At 42.2% G+C, this 16,333-nt stretch carries 13 protein-coding genes; 5 read left to right on the top strand and 8 right to left on the bottom strand.

Annotation, left to right across the window (positions count from 1 at the left end):
- Positions 1-7: 7 nt before the first annotated feature.
- The 3 genes from FTU09_RS09645 to FTU09_RS09635 all read right to left on the bottom strand — a co-directional run bounded on the left by FTU09_RS09645 (position 8) and on the right by FTU09_RS09635 (position 3,085).
- Positions 8-226 carry a hypothetical protein gene (locus tag FTU09_RS09645; protein WP_104852495.1) on the bottom strand — a complete coding sequence of 73 codons (219 nt, stop codon included), beginning with the start codon at positions 224-226 and terminating at the stop codon, positions 8-10.
- A 115-nt stretch (positions 227-341) separates the two neighbouring features.
- The gene (gene aspS / locus FTU09_RS09640; protein WP_004975017.1) at positions 342-2,126 is read right to left on the bottom strand and encodes an aspartate--tRNA ligase; all 1,785 of its coding nucleotides are present in this window, start codon (positions 2,124-2,126) and stop codon (positions 342-344) included.
- Positions 2,127-2,335: 209 nt separating this feature from the next.
- Entirely contained in the window at positions 2,336-3,085 is a 750-nt protein-coding gene (locus FTU09_RS09635) for a DUF4184 family protein (RefSeq protein ID WP_180080103.1), read from the bottom strand.
- Positions 3,086-3,233: 148 nt separating this feature from the next.
- On the opposite strand from FTU09_RS09635, the gene znuD reads away from it, so the two are divergent.
- Both znuD and FTU09_RS09625 read left to right on the top strand, forming a co-directional pair.
- The gene (znuD, locus tag FTU09_RS09630; protein WP_180080100.1) at positions 3,234-5,375 is read left to right on the top strand and encodes a zinc piracy TonB-dependent receptor ZnuD; all 2,142 of its coding nucleotides are present in this window, start codon (positions 3,234-3,236) and stop codon (positions 5,373-5,375) included.
- A 105-nt stretch (positions 5,376-5,480) separates the two neighbouring features.
- The gene (locus FTU09_RS09625) at positions 5,481-6,944 is read left to right on the top strand and encodes a phospholipase D family protein (protein WP_180080097.1); all 1,464 of its coding nucleotides are present in this window, start codon (positions 5,481-5,483) and stop codon (positions 6,942-6,944) included.
- 54 nt (positions 6,945-6,998) lie between these two features.
- Here FTU09_RS09625 and FTU09_RS09620 read toward each other — a convergent pair whose 3' ends face one another.
- The gene (locus FTU09_RS09620; RefSeq protein ID WP_154320358.1) at positions 6,999-7,451 is read right to left on the bottom strand and encodes a hypothetical protein; all 453 of its coding nucleotides are present in this window, start codon (positions 7,449-7,451) and stop codon (positions 6,999-7,001) included.
- Positions 7,452-7,630: 179 nt separating this feature from the next.
- Here FTU09_RS09620 and FTU09_RS09615 point away from each other — a divergent pair, with 179 nt between their 5' ends.
- A complete protein-coding gene (locus tag FTU09_RS09615) occupies positions 7,631-8,101 on the top strand; it encodes an RcnB family protein (RefSeq protein WP_179997087.1) in 471 nt (156 codons plus the stop codon).
- A 78-nt stretch (positions 8,102-8,179) separates the two neighbouring features.
- Here the strand turns inward: FTU09_RS09615 and FTU09_RS09610 are convergent, their stop codons facing one another.
- From FTU09_RS09610 to FTU09_RS09595, 4 genes are all read right to left on the bottom strand, one after another.
- Entirely contained in the window at positions 8,180-8,689 is a 510-nt protein-coding gene (locus FTU09_RS09610; RefSeq protein ID WP_004975036.1) for a phosphate-starvation-inducible protein PsiE, read from the bottom strand.
- 139 nt (positions 8,690-8,828) lie between these two features.
- Positions 8,829-10,610 (bottom strand): acyl-CoA dehydrogenase C-terminal domain-containing protein, encoded by a 1,782-nt coding sequence (locus FTU09_RS09605; protein ID WP_180009028.1) that lies wholly within the window; start codon positions 10,608-10,610, stop codon positions 8,829-8,831.
- Positions 10,611-10,829: 219 nt separating this feature from the next.
- Positions 10,830-12,632, bottom strand: a complete 1,803-nt coding sequence (locus FTU09_RS09600; RefSeq protein ID WP_180080094.1) for an acyl-CoA dehydrogenase C-terminal domain-containing protein — start codon at positions 12,630-12,632, stop codon at positions 10,830-10,832.
- A gap of 338 nt (positions 12,633-12,970) precedes the next feature.
- Positions 12,971-13,597, bottom strand: coding sequence for a hypothetical protein (locus FTU09_RS09595; protein ID WP_004975043.1), 627 nt, complete (start codon positions 13,595-13,597; stop codon positions 12,971-12,973).
- Between the two features lie 135 nt (positions 13,598-13,732).
- On the opposite strand from FTU09_RS09595, the gene baeS reads away from it, so the two are divergent.
- Positions 13,733-15,388 (top strand): sensor histidine kinase efflux regulator BaeS, encoded by a 1,656-nt coding sequence (baeS, locus tag FTU09_RS09590; protein WP_180080091.1) that lies wholly within the window; start codon positions 13,733-13,735, stop codon positions 15,386-15,388.
- A gap of 20 nt (positions 15,389-15,408) precedes the next feature.
- Entirely contained in the window at positions 15,409-16,095 is a 687-nt protein-coding gene (locus FTU09_RS09585; RefSeq protein WP_180080088.1) for a response regulator, read from the top strand.
- Positions 16,096-16,333: the final 238 nt, after the last annotated feature.

Here is a 16,333-nt window from a genome sequence, read left to right as displayed (position 1 = left end):
ATTTGCGCTATTCTTTATCCGCATTCCCCGCCAACACCATATAAATTAGTCCCACAAAAATCACAAATGCACCGCCAATAGAACTTAAGCTAAAGTACAAAATACGGTCATTGGTGTCTAAGGCAAACAGATTATTGGCTAGAATATAACGCATGAATAACCATTGAGCGACAGCAAATACAATTAGCATAATGCCACGATTACGAACTGCAGGACGCATAGCCATAGTAACGCTCAACTAAAAATTCAAAACGAAGCGCTATTATGCCACTAGCTTGGCTTTATCTCAATTCATAAAAAAACCCTGCAAATTTGCAGGGTTCTTCTAACATTCTCAAAACTTATTCTTGAGATTCTGCTTTTGGTTTTTCACGTAAACGAATACCTAAATCACGCAATTGAGTCGCCTCAACTGGTGCAGGTGCTTGAGTCAATGGACATTCAGCCGTCTTAGTTTTCGGGAAGGCAATCACATCACGAATAGACGAAGCACCTGTCATCAACATCACCAAACGGTCTAAACCAAATGCCAAACCACCGTGCGGAGGCGCACCGTATTTCAATGCATTCAGTAAGAAGCTGAATTTCTCTTCGGCTTCTTCTTCTTCAATACCTAAAGCTTCAAAAATCGCTTTTTGCATTTCTAAAGTATAAATACGCAGTGAACCACCACCAATTTCAGTACCGTTCAATACCATGTCATACGCGACAGATAAAGCTTCACCAGGGTTGCTCTTCACATCTTCAACGCTTGATTTTGGTAAAGTGAATGGGTGATGCACAGAGGTCCATTTACCATCATCTGTTTCTTCAAACATTGGGAAGTCAACCACCCAAAGCGGTGCCCATTCGCAAGTTGCAAGGTTCAAATCGTGACCGATTTTGACACGCAGTGCGCCCATCGCATCGTTGACTACTTTGGCTTTATCTGCACCAAAGAATACGATGTCGCCATTTTCTGCGCCTACACGTTTTAATAAATCAAGCACGATTGGCTCAATAAATTTCACGATTGGAGATTGTAAACCTTCGATGCCTTTTTCAAGTTCATTGACTTTAATATACGCCAAACCTTTTGCACCGTAGATGCCAACAAATTTAGTGTATTCATCAATCGCACTACGTGGCAATGAACCCGCACCAGGCACACGAAGTGCAACAATGCGACCTTTAGGATCTTTCGCTGGGCCAGCAAATACTTTGAACTCAACGTCTTGCATCAAGTCAGCAACGTCTACCAGTTTCAGTGGAATACGCAAGTCTGGCTTATCAGACGCATAATCACGCATCGCTTCCGAATATGGCATACGTTGGAATTTGTCGAATTTCACGCCTAGAAGTTCATCGAACATCTTCACGGTCATGCCTTCCATCAAATCCATAATGTCATCGTCACTCATGAACGATGTTTCAATGTCGATTTGAGTAAATTCTGGCTGACGGTCTGCGCGTAAATCTTCGTCACGGAAACATTTAGCGATTTGGTAATAACGGTCAATACCGCCCACCATCAACAATTGTTTAAATAATTGTGGCGATTGTGGTAGAGCATAGAAGCTACCGTTAGATACACGGCTTGGCACTAAATAGTCACGTGCACCTTCAGGCGTTGCACGTGTCAAAATTGGTGTTTCAACATCCAAGAAACCATGATCATCTAAATAGTTACGAATCAGGTTGGTGACTTTTGAACGGAAACGTAAGCGATCTAACATTTCTGGACGACGGATGTCCAAGAAACGGTATTTCAAACGAATTTCTTCTGAAATGTTGGTATTTTCATCGTTCAATGGGAACGGAGGCGTTTCAGATGCTGCAAGAACTTCAATTTCCTTGCCTAAAACTTCAATTTGTCCACTAACCATATTGGCATTTTCTGTGCCTGCATAGCGACGACGTACACGACCTGTGATTTTTAATACAAATTCTGAACGTGCTTTGTCTGCAGTTGCAAATGCTTCTGGGGTGTCTGGGTCAATTACGACTTGCACAAGACCATCGCGGTCACGCATGTCTAGGAAAATTACACCACCGTGGTCACGACGACGGTGTACCCAACCACACAGGGTCACGGTTTGATCAATTTGAGCTTCGGTTAAAGAACCGCAATAATGAGTTCGCATCATAGCGTTAAAAATCCAACTATATGGGTTAAGGAAGCGAATACGTAAACAGCGCACCGCCTTTAGCAAAGGTAGGATTATGCCTCTTTGGGCATGTGGCTACAAGAACCTGCTGCAAAAACAGTGGGTTTTTACAAGGAATGTGTCTGAAATAGGATAATGCAGCAAGATTCAGGATAAAGTGATGAGCTTTGACTTTATTTTATCTACCCTTACCGATCCAAAAACAAAAATAACAGACAACCTAAACTGAACATGAGTAATGCCCCTTGGCTAAACTCATTGATGGCGCGTCCCGTAAAATAATATAGTTCGGCTTGCCAAGTCGCATCGGGGATATAACGCGCATAATCCCAAAGTGAAAAACCACCACATACAATCGACAAGATAATTAGGCCGATGGCATAAACGCGAATTTTAGTGCTTACAGAACTGAGCTGTCGATGCTTGCGATAATAATGCAGGCTCATACATAACAAAAAAGGCAGCGCCAAAATAGAACTGCCAATTTGCAGTATGCGATGCATCGGATAAATACCTGTGCCTAATTGTACCGATTGCGCTAAAAAATCCTGAAAGGCAAAACTACGAAAGTCGTGATGGGTTAAACCATCCCAAATTAAATGGGTGGCATTGCCAATCAGTAAGGCCAGAATCAAGCCACATACAAACCCAAGTACAGATTTTATCGTGTTTAGATTTAACGGGTGATGCACGCCCACAAAGCGATACAATGCAGGGCGATAGAGTAAATACCACAGCGCACAAAAGACAAGACCCAATAATAAATTTGGATACAGCAATGCTGACCATAAATGTGGAGTGGGATCATGACGCAAAGTAAACAGACGGTGTAAATCTGGCAACATCGTACCTATAGCGAGTGCAGCGATGGGCAGACGTTGTCCTAAAAGCTTGGCGAGTGGTGGGGCAAGTACCGCATGTGAGAGCGTAAAGGGCATACCAATTCAAAGTAAAGAATATAAAAAATCAAAATAAATTGTGGTGAATAGCTTAATTGAGAATACAGAATAACAATGTTTTTTATTGCAATGTTAATGAAATGTTATATTATAACATTAATTATTTTTGCTAATTTGAGCATGGGTCATGTCGTTCCATAAAAATTTAATAACACTTTCCATTTTTTCAGTGCTGGCACCTGCAGCATTCGCCAATACTGAAAGCAGTAGTACACAATTGGAAACCATTCAGTTACAAGCACATCCTTTGGTGCAAACTGCTGCAGACTTTGCAGTGGCAGATCATGTGATTGATCAGAAAACGTTGGCAGAGCGCAGTACCACCATTGGTGATGCGATGGCAGATGAGCTAGGTGTATATTCCAATCAATATGGCTCAGGCTCTAGCCGTCCAGTAATTCGTGGACAAGATGGCCCACGAGTTAAAGTGCTGCAACATGCTTCAGAAACTGCCGATGTTTCTACACTGTCACCTGACCATGCCATCACTGTCGATCCAATTTTAGCCAAGCAAGTTGAAATTATTCGTGGCCCATCAACATTACTTTATGGTGCGGGAACGGTTGGTGGTTTAGTCAATGTGACCGATCAAAAAATCCCAACTCAAATGCCAAATAATGGTTTAGAAGGGCAGGTAGGTTTACGTTACAACACGGGTAGCGATGAAAAGCTAGTGAGTGCGGGGGTAACTGCAGCACTCAGTGATCAATTTGCGCTGCGTATTGAAGGTTCAAAACGTAAAGCCAATGATTACATTACCCCAAACTATTGGGTAGAGCATCATCATACAGAAGTACATGTTGAACCAGATGGCTCAACCCATACACATGAACATGAAGAGTTGGTAAAAGAACGCCGTGTAGACAATACCTTTGCCGAAGGCCAAACGGTGAATATTGGTGGATCATGGATTCATGATCGTGGTTTTGTAGGTGTGTCATACAGTAACCGTCAAGACAAATATGGATTGCCAGGGCATAGCCATGAATATCATGATTGCCATCCACATGGGAATAAATTGCATTGCGGAAGCCACGACCCTGCACCACAACCAGATCCACATGACGAACACGAACATGCACATGGTGGCCCGTGGATTGATTTGGAATCACACCGTTATGATTTGCGTACTGAGCTTGATCAGCCCTTTGTTGGCTTTGAGAAACTGCGTGCGCATGCCAGCTTTACCGATTATGAACATGATGAATTAGAAGAAAACAAAGTCATTAGTAACTTTAAAAGCAAAGGCTATGATGCGCGTTTAGAGTTGGTGCACAAACCCCTTGCAGGTTGGGAAGGTGTGTTTGGTACCCAGTATAGCCAGCAAAAAATTGATTTGACCGGACAGAAAGAAAAACATGGCGATCATTTTCATGAAAGCGTACCTATGCCAGATACCAAAACGCAAAAATATAGTTTGTTCGGTTTAGAGCATAAACAATTTGGCGATGTGCATGTTGAACTCGGCGCACGGGTTGAACATCAAAAAATTGATGTCGATGCGAAGCAAAAAGATTATTCAGATACGGGCGTATCTGCTTCTGCAGCAGCCAACTGGCAGTTTGCACCGAACTATAAACTATCCTTTACAGGCTCACACCAACAGCGTTTACCGTTGGCACAAGAGCTTTATGCAAATGGCATCCACTTTGCAACAAACACTTATGAGCGTGGCAATGCAAATTTAGATGTGGAAAAATCGAATAATTTAGAACTTGGTTTGCACTATGAAGCTGACAAACTGGATTATTCGTTGCATGTCTATCATAACTGGTTTGATAACTATATTTATGGTGCAACCACCGACCATATAGAAACTTTCCGTTTAATTGATTATCAACAAGACAAAGCCAAGTTTTATGGTACAGAAGCTAAGCTAGGGTATCAGATTAGCCCTGATTATAAACTCAGTGTGTTTGGTGATTATGTTCGTGGCGAAATAGATAACCAAAATGCACCACGTGTACCTGCAGGCCGTTTGGGAACTAAACTAGATGCTAACTTTGCCGATGGTTGGTCGGGTATGGCGGAATACTATCGTGTATTTAAGCAAGACAAAATTGCAGCGTATGAACAAGAAACAGAAGGCTATAACATGGTCAATGTTGGCGTAGCTTATGCAGGAAACTATGCCAATAAACAAGATTACCGTGTGTATTTTAAAGCCAACAACTTGTTAGATGATGAAGTCTATTCACATGCATCTTTCTTGTCACATATTCCACAAGTGGGACGTAACTTTACTGTGGGCGTTGAATTTGGTTTCTAAAATTCAATTTGGGCTTTATAGGATGTCTGTGTGAAAACACAGAAATCCTCTTGAAAATCCAAACAATTAAACCTAGTCTGAGCGCATCGGACTAGGTTTTTTGTTATGCGTATCTTTCAGCGAATTCATCAAAAATTGAATTGGTCGCCTCGGGCGTATGTGGGACTTATTATAAGTTTTCTGGTTTTAGGTTATTTGGCGTCTGCGACCTACCACAGCTTAAAACCATTGCCCGAAGGGCTGAATTACACTGGAAAATTACGCCATGCACCTGTCAAATTTATTGCCGATCAGACCTATATTGATGCGCAAGGTGTTCAGCAGCAACAGCACCAAATTTTTAAGGAGATTTTAGGCTTAATTGATGCTGCGCAAACCACCATTGTGGTGGATATGTTTTTGTTTAATGCAGAGGTGGGGACGTCTAAACAACAGCATCAGCCACTGACACAGCAATTGACCGAAGCTTTAATTCATAAACGTCAGATGCAGCCAAATATTGAAATTAAGGTCATTACAGACCCAATTAACTCAGTATATGGCGGTATTGCACCTGAGCATTATCGTCAATTACGTCAAGCAGGCATTGATGTTATTGAAACCGATTTAACGCCTTTACGGGCATCGAATCCATTGTGGTCAGGCTTTTGGTATCTCTGCTGTCAGGGTATTCCAAATAATGCAGAAAAAGGTTGGCTACCAAGTCCTTTCGGGCAAGATAAAATTACCCTGCGCAGTTATTTCAGCCTGTTTAATTTTAAAGCCAACCATCGTAAAACCATGGTGGTCGATACCACCGAAGGTTGGAAAGCGTTGGTGACCTCATTGAATCCGCATGATGGTAGTTCGCGTCATTCCAATATTGCCTTAGTGGTCACTGGCAATACAGCGGTGGATATTTTGCAGACAGAACAAGCTGTGGCACGTATGTCGCAAGGCAATGTGTCTGGGGTGATTGTGGGTGAGTTTGAGGCAGATCATTCTTACCCTCAAGTGCAGGTTTTAACGGAACAGGCCATTTGGGATGCAAGTTTAGCAATGATTGAAAATGCTAAGGCGCAAGAGCATCTTGATTTGGCAATGTTTTATTTGTCAGAACGTAAAGTGATTCAGGCTTTAATTGCTGCACAGCAACGTGGTGTACAGGTACGGGTGTTGTTTGATCCGAATAAAGATGCCTTTGGTCGTGAAAAAAATGGTATTCCAAACCGACAAGTAGCATCCGAACTAAATGCGGCAGGGGTGAGCGTGCGTTGGTGTAACACGCAAGGCGAGCAATGTCATAATAAAATGATGATCAAATCTAATGCCACACAGGCTGAGTTGATTTTAGGTTCTGCTAATTTCACCGCACGTAATTTAAAAAACTATAATTTAGAAAGCAACTTGCGTGTGGTCGGACAGGTGCAAGACCCTGTATTTCAGGATGCTCAACACTATTTTAATACCGCATGGTCAAACCTTGAGGGTAAAAATATGAGTCTGGATTATGCAGTCTATGCCGATGAGTCGAAGTGGAAATATGCGTTGTATCGCTTTATGGAGTGGAGCGGTTTATCGACATTTTAGTTTCCCTCATCCCGACCTTCTCCCTGAGGGAGAAGGGGGTGTCAGAACCTAATATTACTTCTCGGGATTTGGCGGCACCATTTCATCCAAATCTTTATCACTCATTTGATCTAACTCGGCAATATCAGTTTTGATTTTCCATTGCGCTTCATCATCTACAGGATTCGGTAAACGCGCTTCTAGCCAGTCACAAACCACATCTGGACTAAATTCTGGATGGTTACATTGAATCACCCACGATAAAAAATCTTTGGCTTCACCATTCATATACGGTGGTGGTGAAACTGGTAAAAATTGGGTCGGCAAGCGTTCATCTCTGGAAATATAATTCAGCACATGCCCCAATTCCTGCACAGTTTGCCATGCCAACGGATGTTCTACATCAATTTGAAATTTGAACCACCATGCATGCTGACCGTCTGAACCATAAGCGTCTACACGGGCTTGCTGCACACTTGGAACTTTGCAGAAAAACTGATGAAGGCGGTCAAAATTTAATTCAGGCACGAGGTTTCATCCAATTTCAAAAAAAATGTATCTTAGCATAGGGGCTGTAGATATTTCATAAATGGCGAGCTTTGTCGGTGAAATCTGTATGGAGGAAAGTTTAAAATTGCTGATTTTTTATTCATTGTTTATCCTTAATTTGAGGTTAGAATAAAAATATAAAAATAGGAGTGCTAGATATGAAAGTGGCGATTTTAACTGCATTGAGTGGCATGCTATTTTTAGGTGTGTCGATGCAGAGCTTGGCCGAAACCAATCGTTGGGCAGGATATACAGGCGTCAATACACAGCGTGATCAGCATCGTCCTTATTCGCCACAGCATCGTCCTGCTTATCCGCAGCATCGACCTTATCATTCACAGCAACCCTATTCCTATTCACCACATTATCCATACCATCAACGACCTGTGCCGCAGTGGGGGCAGCCCACGATTCGTAGTGGCATCAATATTCAATACAATGCGCCAAGTACTGTGCAATATAACCACCAAAGTTACAGTTGGGTAAATGGTGAGCCAAGTAGCGCACATATTGAAAGTTCTACCTATCGTGTGGTGACCGACTGGCAGCACTTGGGTTTACCCGCTCCGCCACGAGGTATGTACTGGATTTTTGAACATGGGCGTTATATGTTGGTGGCAAATCGTTGAGAAAAAAGTGAAATCATAGAGATCAATGCTTCTAGATATTGAGTATCTAGAAGCATTTTTTTGACCTATTTTAGATTTTTACGCCAATTCATCATCTTCTGGGCGAGGGGTTTTGCCTTGTGCTAAAGGCTTTTCACTGTGCTTGTCTCGAATAACGGAAGGGTAATGCCAAGATGCAAAACGCACCACTAAAATTGCAGCGGCTAAAATTAAAATTGAACCAGTAATAATCACTAAATCGAGATCAGCTTTATGGTCGTGTTGAATATCTGAAATTAGCAAACGGGTTAGTGCGGTAATGGCAATATAAATTAAAAAACGTACAGGCATGTGATTGGTTTTAAAATAAATACCAACCATTGCTCCTAGTTCTAAATAGATAAAAAGCAATAAGATGTCATCAATAGTGGCATATTGTTTGATGGTGAAAATATCAATTACCGTATGTCCAGCAGACCAAATGACCATACAGCCAATGATAAAGAGCGCAAGATAATGAAAACTTTCTACAGCCCAATTGCCATATTTGTCTAATAGGCTTTCAACTGCTTGAATATTTTTATCTATTTTTGAACGACGTACTGCCATTTTCACCTCCTGTTTAAGTATGGATATTCAGACTTCAACAAAGGTGATGCAAATTTCATGCACAATTTAGAATAGGGATATAAAATTTAGTATAAAAAAACGCCTGATGATTCAGGCGTTTTTGCAGATACTGTATGAATTAAGACTGGTTGGTGAAGTAATCTTCACTGAAGTTCATCACCACTTCTGCACCCGCTTTCACTTTGGTAATGCGTAAAGCCAGTTCTGGCAAAATACGTTGTACAAAGTACAGTGCCAATGACAATTTGTTTTGATAGAACTCACCCTCTTTTTGCTTGGCTGCATTGGCAATGCGCGCAAACATATATGAGAAGCTGAGCAAACCTACCGCATGTAAATAATCAACCGCTGCTGCGTTCGGGAAATCTACATTTTCTTTGGCTGCATTTAAAACGTATTGTGTAACAGATGCAACTTCAGTGGCTGCATCTAAAGTTGCATCTTTAATGAAGTTGAGGTCTGCATCTAAACCATTGGTAAAGTCACGGATTTCTGCAATGTATTCTGCAATAAATTCGCCATTACATTTAATGGTTTTACGACCAATCAAGTCTTGCGATTGTACGCCGTTGGTGCCTTCATAAATTTGGGCGATACGTAAATCACGAACACATTGCTCCATACCCCATTCACGGATATAACCATGACCACCGAAGCACATTTGCGCATCAAGTGTCGCATTGAAAGCAGTATCGGTTAAGTAGGCTTTGGCAATTGGGGTTAACAGTGCAACACGGTCATTGGCTTTTTTCACAGCTTCTGCATCGGTAGAGAATTTAGTGATATCCAATTGTTGACCCACATATACCGCAAATGCACGTGAAGCTTCGTTATTGGCACGTGCATTGAGCAGCATACGACGCACATCGCCATGCACCAAAATGCTATCCGCTGCTTTGTTTGGTGATTTTACGCCCGATGCACTACGGCCTTGAATACGGTCAGTCGCATATTGCGCAGCATTTTGATAGGCAAATTCAGATGCACCTAAACCTTGAATTCCCATAGACAGACGTTCGTAGTTCATCATTACGAACATGGCAGCCAAGCCTTCGTTTTCTTTGCCGACCAAGTAACCTTTGGCACCATCAAAGTTCATCACACATGTTGCAGAGGCTTTAATGCCCATTTTGTGTTCGATTGAGCCTGGGCCTACAGGGTTACGTTCGCCCAATGAACCATCTTCATTCACCAGGAATTTTGGCACGATGAATAAAGAAATACCGCGCGAACCTGCAGGGGCATCAGGTGTTTTTGCTAAAACCAAGTGAATGATGTTTTCCGCAAGGTCGTGATCACCACCTGTAATAAAGATTTTAGTCCCTGTGATGTTGTACGTACCATCTGCATTTGGTTCTGCTTTGGTTTTAATAATCCCTAAGTCTGTTCCTGCATGCGGTTCAGTCAAACACATGGTACCTGACCATTCACCTGAGTAAATTTTAGGTAAATACGTTTCTTTCTGTTCTTGTGATGCATAGCTGCTTAATGCCATACCTGCACCGACAGACAGCAGTGGATACAACATGAAGGATGGGTTAGTGGCAAACAGCATTTCATCTGACAATACTGTCAGCATTTTTGGCATGCCTTGACCACCCCATTCTTCATCTGCGCCTAAACCAATCCAGCCGCCTTCGGCATATTGTTTAAATGCTTCTTTAAATCCAGCAGGTGTGGTGACTTCGCCATTGTTATAGGTCGCGCCTTCTTCATCACCGCTACGGTTAATAGGCAACGTCACATTTTGGGCAAATTTTGCCATTTCTTCCAAAATTGCTTCAGCCGTTGCAGCATCAAGGTGAGCGAGGTTTTCATTGTTTTGCCAGAATTGTTCTGCATTGAATACATCATTTAAGATGAATTTCATATCGGCAAGTGGGGCATTATAAATTGGCATGTGAGTTCACCTGTTTATTGTTTGAATCTTGATTCGTTGAGTTCAGTGTAATCTACAATTGTGAATGTTGTAGACCACTAAAGCGAAAGAATGCTTTATTTATAAAGAAAAAGGACTGTCAATGCTATGACCGTCCTTTCTCAATTTCTGTACTCAAGAGTACAACATTTTGAATATCCCGCTAAATATGTTCAATATTTAGCGAGTTTCAATTTTCGCTTAGAAAGCAAAGTGTTCAGCATCTAATGCAAATAGTGGCTCTACACCTGTTGCAATCACGTCTACGTGTGAGCGAACACGTGGCAAGATTTTCTTGAAGTAGAAACGTGCAGTCGTCACTTTAGCATTATAGAAGTCTACATCGGTTGTGCCTGCTGCAAGTGCTTCTTGAGCGACCAATGCCATACGTGCCCATAGGTAAGCTAGTGTTACATAACCAGAGAAGTACATGTAGTCTACTGCTGCAGCACCTACTTCCTCAGGGTTTTGCATTGCACGCATACCAATTTGCATGGTCAAATCGCCCCATTCTTTATTGAGCGCTGCGAGCGGTTCAACAAATTCTTGCATTGCTGCGTTGTCTTTGTTGGCTTCTGCAAATTTATGGATGATTTTGGTGAAGTCTTTCAACATTGCACCTTGTGTACCCAAAACTTTACGACCTAACAAATCGATTGCTTGAATTTCAGTTGTACCTTCGTACAAGCATGAAATACGTGTATCACGCACAATTTGTTCCATGCCATGCTCAGAAATGAAGCCATGACCACCGAAGACTTGTACACCATGTTTTGCAGATTCAGAACCTGTTTCAGTTAAGAATGCTTTTGCAATTGGCGTCAATAAAGACAAGATGTTGTCAGAGTATTTACGCTCTTCTTCGGTTGCACCTTGTTCAACGATATCTGCGTGTAGAGACAACAGATACACTAGTGCGCGACCACCTTCAGCAAACGCTTTTTGAGTCAATAGCATATTGCGTACAGCAGGATGCACAATAATTGGATCTGCTTCTTTTTCAGGAGCTTTCGGACCAGAAAGTGAGCGCATTGCTAAACGGTCTTTGGCATAAGTCAACGCACCTTGGAAAGAACCTTCAGATGCTGCAAGACCTTGTACCGCTGTACCGATACGTGCAGTGTTCATGAACGTGAACATGCAGTTTAGACCACGGTTTTCAGGGCCAATTAGGAAGCCTTTCGCGTTATCAAAGTTGATCACGCAAGTCGCATTGCCATGAATCCCCATTTTGTGTTCGATTGAACCACAGCGTACGCCGTTGCGCTCGCCTACAGAACCGTCAGCATTGAGGTTGAATTTTGGCACGATGAATAAAGAGATACCCTTAGTACCTTTAGGTGCACCAGGAAGACGAGCAAGTACAATGTGGATAATGTTCTCTGCCATGTCATGTTCACCAGCAGAGATAAAGATTTTCTCGCCAGAGATTGCATAGCTGCCGTCTGCTTGTGGTTCAGCTTTGGTACGGATAATACCCAAGTCAGAACCTGCGTGAGATTCGGTTAAGCACATGGTGCCTGTCCATTCACCAGAAACTAGTTTTGGTAAATAAGCATCTTTTTGTTCTTGAGAACCATGGTGTTCTAAAGTACGTACTGCGCCGTGCGATAAACCAGGGTACATGCCCCAAGCCCAGTTTGCAGTACCAACCATTTCAGAAATAACGTTACCTAAAGAAACAGGTAATGCTTGACCACCGTATTGTTCTTCAGCTGAAAGTGATGGGAAACCGAGTTCGATATATTTTTGATACGCTTCTTTAAAGCCCGTTGGTGTAGTCACCACGCCATCATTCCAAGTACAACCTTCACGGTCACCTACTTGGTTTAACGGAGATAATTCGTTTTCACAGAAATCTGCTGCAGCTTCCAAATATTGGTCAACCAATTCACGGCTTACGTTTTCTTGGAATGCAGGTAATTTTGCATAGTGATCTTCGGCATTTAATAATTCATGCAAAACGAATTGCATATCACGTAAAGGCGCTTTGTATTGTGGCATATCGGTTTCCTCAATACTGGTTTGACCAGCGTTATATTTTAAATGGATTTCAGCGCATGCCTTCTCAGACATGCCATGTTGGAATGGTTGTAATCGTGCAACATCTTCTAATTCGGTACAAGCATCTGCATAGCATTTCTTGGTGACTGCAAAGTCAAAGATTTTTATCTTGAAATGGCTAAGTTACTTGAGTGTAAACAGTTTTGCTGAATTTGAAATGATACAAATAGTCAAAAAGCGTAAAGAGATATGTCTAAGTGAAGTGGATAAAAAGGTAAATAAAAAGGCACTCAATCGAGTGCCTTAGAGTCGTGTAAGTGTGTGCTCACCTGAATGCATTAGCGCGAAGTAGGTGATATTCTCATTTGTTGCATAGGTTGATTCGGCTGAAAACGAACCAAGCATTGTCCCTTGAGTTGTAGTTCGCCCAGTTTCACTTGAACGTGTTGTCCATGCATTTTTCCTTCACAGGCAGCACGCATGGCCTTTTGATGCGCTTGATGTTGTGCTAATCGTTGATCGTACCGTTTGGTCATTTCAGCACGTTGCGCATCGGTCAGCACTTCACCACGTTGTTGCATACGCGGCATTTTTGCACGCATGGCTTGGTGTTGTTGCATCGCATATTGGCGATGTTGTTTAAATGACTGGCGATCAGGCTGGAAACGCATCGTACAGGTACCTGCGAGTGTTTGATCACCTACTTTTAATTGTAGATTTGTACCTACTGCTTTGTTGTCACAAGCCTGTTGCATCTGCCCACGAAATGCGCGGTGTTCTGCACGCATGGCACGATATTGCTCGCGTTGTTCAGGACTGAAGCGTTGTCCATCTTGAGCATAATGTTGTTTAAACATACGTGTTTGTTGTCGTTCGGTCAGATCATTACTGGTTTGGCATGCAGTTAAAATCCCCATGCCCAAAACACTTGCCCCAAGTAATGCGATTTTCGTCATCTGTTTCATCTTCAAACTCCCCAACCTGCTTTTAACTTCACTCAGTTAAGATTAAATAATAAAGATGAAGAAACAATGGAGAGTTTTTTCTAGCACTGTTGGTTACAATGCTCAAAATCAATAAGAAAAGCTGAGATTGCGCTTTTGAAAATTCGCCGTATTCCCATCGCATTACGCCTGTTTCTCACAGTGCTGCTGACGACCTTACTGATCACCACGGTCAGTTTGGGGGTATTGCATGTCAATATGCAGCGTAATTTCAGTAAATACGTGGCTGATGTCGAAATGCAAAAGCTGGACTTAGTCATTCAAAACTTGGCAGAAGTCTATGCGGTATATCACGATTGGGGCAACGCCATTCAGGCGCAAATTCTCCAAATTGAAGGTGAGGCTGCACCCGATGATTATGACCGTTTATCGCGGTGGTGGTTGCGCCGTCAGTATGACATTGCCTTGCAGCAGCGTTATTTTCAGGAACATACCTTAGCCAATGTGAACCCAAGTGTGGTCGAACCTGATCCAGCCAAACGACAAGCCAATGCCGCAGAACTTCGCTGGTTAGAACTGAATTTACCTTCACAATTCCAGCCATTTGAAGGTTTGGTATTTCCTTTAAGTGCCAATCAAAATGCATTCCGTTCAGATCGTAAAAACGAAGGGCAGAACAATACAACAGACGCTTCGGGTAAAAAACAGTTTATTTCGATGCCTGACCGCTTGGGTTTGAGTTCGCGCTTATCTTTATATGATGCCCAGCGGCAATTTGTGGTAGGAGAGCCTGCTGAAACTCAAATTTCTTATCGTCCAATTATGGTCAATGAAAAAGTCGTGGGCTATTTAGGCTTAAAACCTGTGTTAGATCAGGAAGATGCTTTAAGTATTAACTTTTTTAGTAAGCAAACCCGTTATTTATTATTGGTTTATGCTTTAAGTATTTTGGCGAGCTTGATTGCTGCATTGTTATTGGCGACCTATTTTAAAAAACCGATTCAGCGTTTGTTGAATGGTACACGTGAATTGACCAAAGGGCATTATCAGCATCAGGTCACGGTCAATCGTAATGATGAATTGGGTGATTTATCTACCGAGTTGAATCATTTGGCGGTGATTTTAGATCAACATGAAACTTCACGTCGTCAGTGGGTGGCTGATACTTCGCATGAATTAAAAACGCCATTGGCGGTGTTGCAGGCGCAAATTGAAGCCATGCAAGATGGTATCCGCAAAGCCACACCAGAGCATTTGGCTGCGATGATGCATCAGGTCAATAATCTGAAAAAACTCACACAGGATTTATCGGACTTGGCGCAAGCCGAAGCCATGCAGCTGAAATGCTATTTCTCGAGCATTGATCCATGGCAAGTGATTGAGCAGGAAATCGAAAGCTTTAAGCCGAAATTTGAACAGGCGCAGTTGGACTTGATCGTGTCGGGTGAAGGCACGCAATTACAATTGGATATAGACCGTTTTAAACAAATTATGCTCAACTTGCTCAGTAATAGTATTCGTTATACCGAAGCGGGTGGGCAGGTGCATATTCACACCAGTCAAAGTGCAACAGAATGGACAGTGTATGTAGATGACAGTCCGTTTGGTTTAAGTGATGAACAATTGGCACGTTTGGGTGAGCGTTTTTATCGTGCCGATGATTCACGTACACGCGCCACAGGTGGGACAGGTTTAGGTCTGGCTTTATCGGTCAAAATTGCCAAAGCATTGGGCGGAGAGTTAAGTTTTGCACATTCACCGTTGGGTGGTTTACGCTGCAAATTAAGCTTTCCCAAAACAATCAAATCTTGAAAGACTTTAAGGAATCGTGCATGAAACATATCTTGCTGGTTGAAGATGAAATTGAACTTGCCCAATTGGTGCGAGATTATTTAGAAGCTGCTGGTTTTGAAGTCAGTATGTTTCATGATGGACAAGAAGCCTATGACAGCTTTTTGCAGCGTAAACCGAGCTTGATGATTTTAGATTTAATGGTACCGCGTATGGATGGTTTGACCATTTGCCGCAAAGTGCGTGAACAGTCCGATGTGCCTATTATTATGGTCACGGCACGTACTGAAGAAATTGATCGGGTGCTAGGCTTGAACATGGGCGCAGATGATTATGTATGTAAGCCTTTTAGCCCGAAAGAATTGGTGGCACGTGTGCAAGCGGTGTTGCGCCGTCTGGAACGTAAAAATGAGCCAGAAAGTAATGATTTATTCCGTATGGATAAAGCACAGCAGCGTATTTGGTATCAGCAAAAAACCTTGAATTTGACCCCAACCGAATTCCGTTTATTGGAATTGTTTTTAGAGCATGTCGGGCAGGTGTATTCACGCGCGCAGTTGCTAGACCATATTAACCCAGACAGTTTTGAAGTGGCAGATCGTGTAATTGATAGCCACATTAAAAACTTGCGCCGTAAAATTTCTGACGCTGCCGAAACGGGAAATCGTCATGAATGGATTCAGGCGGTGTATGGTGTGGGCTATCGTTTTGAGTATCCTGAAGAATAAGTTTAAAAATTCAATAAGCGAATCTTGGAAGGTTCGCTTTTGTTTTCTAAGTTAGATATTATGTTGAAAAAGTGCAGAGCAAATAGCTTTAAAAAATTTTTATCAAATACCTTATCAAATGGAGCGTAAAACTCAGTCCTTCAGGTCAGAGATATAAGCGACACGACATGAAGTGTCGTTTGATTTAACTAAGGACTATTTTCCTTGAGTTTTGATTGTTAATATAAGTACATGAAAA

It is taken from the genome of Acinetobacter sp. YH12058 (assembly GCF_013419805.1).
Lineage (GTDB): Bacteria > Pseudomonadota > Gammaproteobacteria > Pseudomonadales > Moraxellaceae > Acinetobacter > Acinetobacter towneri.
This window is presented reverse-complemented; position numbering and strand designations above follow the sequence as displayed.

Coding starts and splice junctions, on each gene's coding strand:
- FTU09_RS09645 (WP_104852495.1), bottom strand. CDS start 226: ATGGCTATGCGTCCTGCAGTTCGTAATCGTGGCATTATGCTAATTGTA.
- aspS (WP_004975017.1), bottom strand. CDS start 2,126: ATGATGCGAACTCATTATTGCGGTTCTTTAACCGAAGCTCAAATTGAT.
- FTU09_RS09635 (WP_180080103.1), bottom strand. CDS start 3,085: ATGCCCTTTACGCTCTCACATGCGGTACTTGCCCCACCACTCGCCAAG.
- znuD (WP_180080100.1), top strand. CDS start 3,234: ATGTCGTTCCATAAAAATTTAATAACACTTTCCATTTTTTCAGTGCTG.
- FTU09_RS09625 (WP_180080097.1), top strand. CDS start 5,481: ATGCGTATCTTTCAGCGAATTCATCAAAAATTGAATTGGTCGCCTCGG.
- FTU09_RS09615 (WP_179997087.1), top strand. CDS start 7,631: ATGAAAGTGGCGATTTTAACTGCATTGAGTGGCATGCTATTTTTAGGT.
- FTU09_RS09610 (WP_004975036.1), bottom strand. CDS start 8,689: ATGGCAGTACGTCGTTCAAAAATAGATAAAAATATTCAAGCAGTTGAA.
- FTU09_RS09605 (WP_180009028.1), bottom strand. CDS start 10,610: ATGCCAATTTATAATGCCCCACTTGCCGATATGAAATTCATCTTAAAT.
- FTU09_RS09600 (WP_180080094.1), bottom strand. CDS start 12,632: ATGCCACAATACAAAGCGCCTTTACGTGATATGCAATTCGTTTTGCAT.
- FTU09_RS09595 (WP_004975043.1), bottom strand. CDS start 13,597: ATGAAACAGATGACGAAAATCGCATTACTTGGGGCAAGTGTTTTGGGC.
- FTU09_RS09585 (WP_180080088.1), top strand. CDS start 15,409: ATGAAACATATCTTGCTGGTTGAAGATGAAATTGAACTTGCCCAATTG.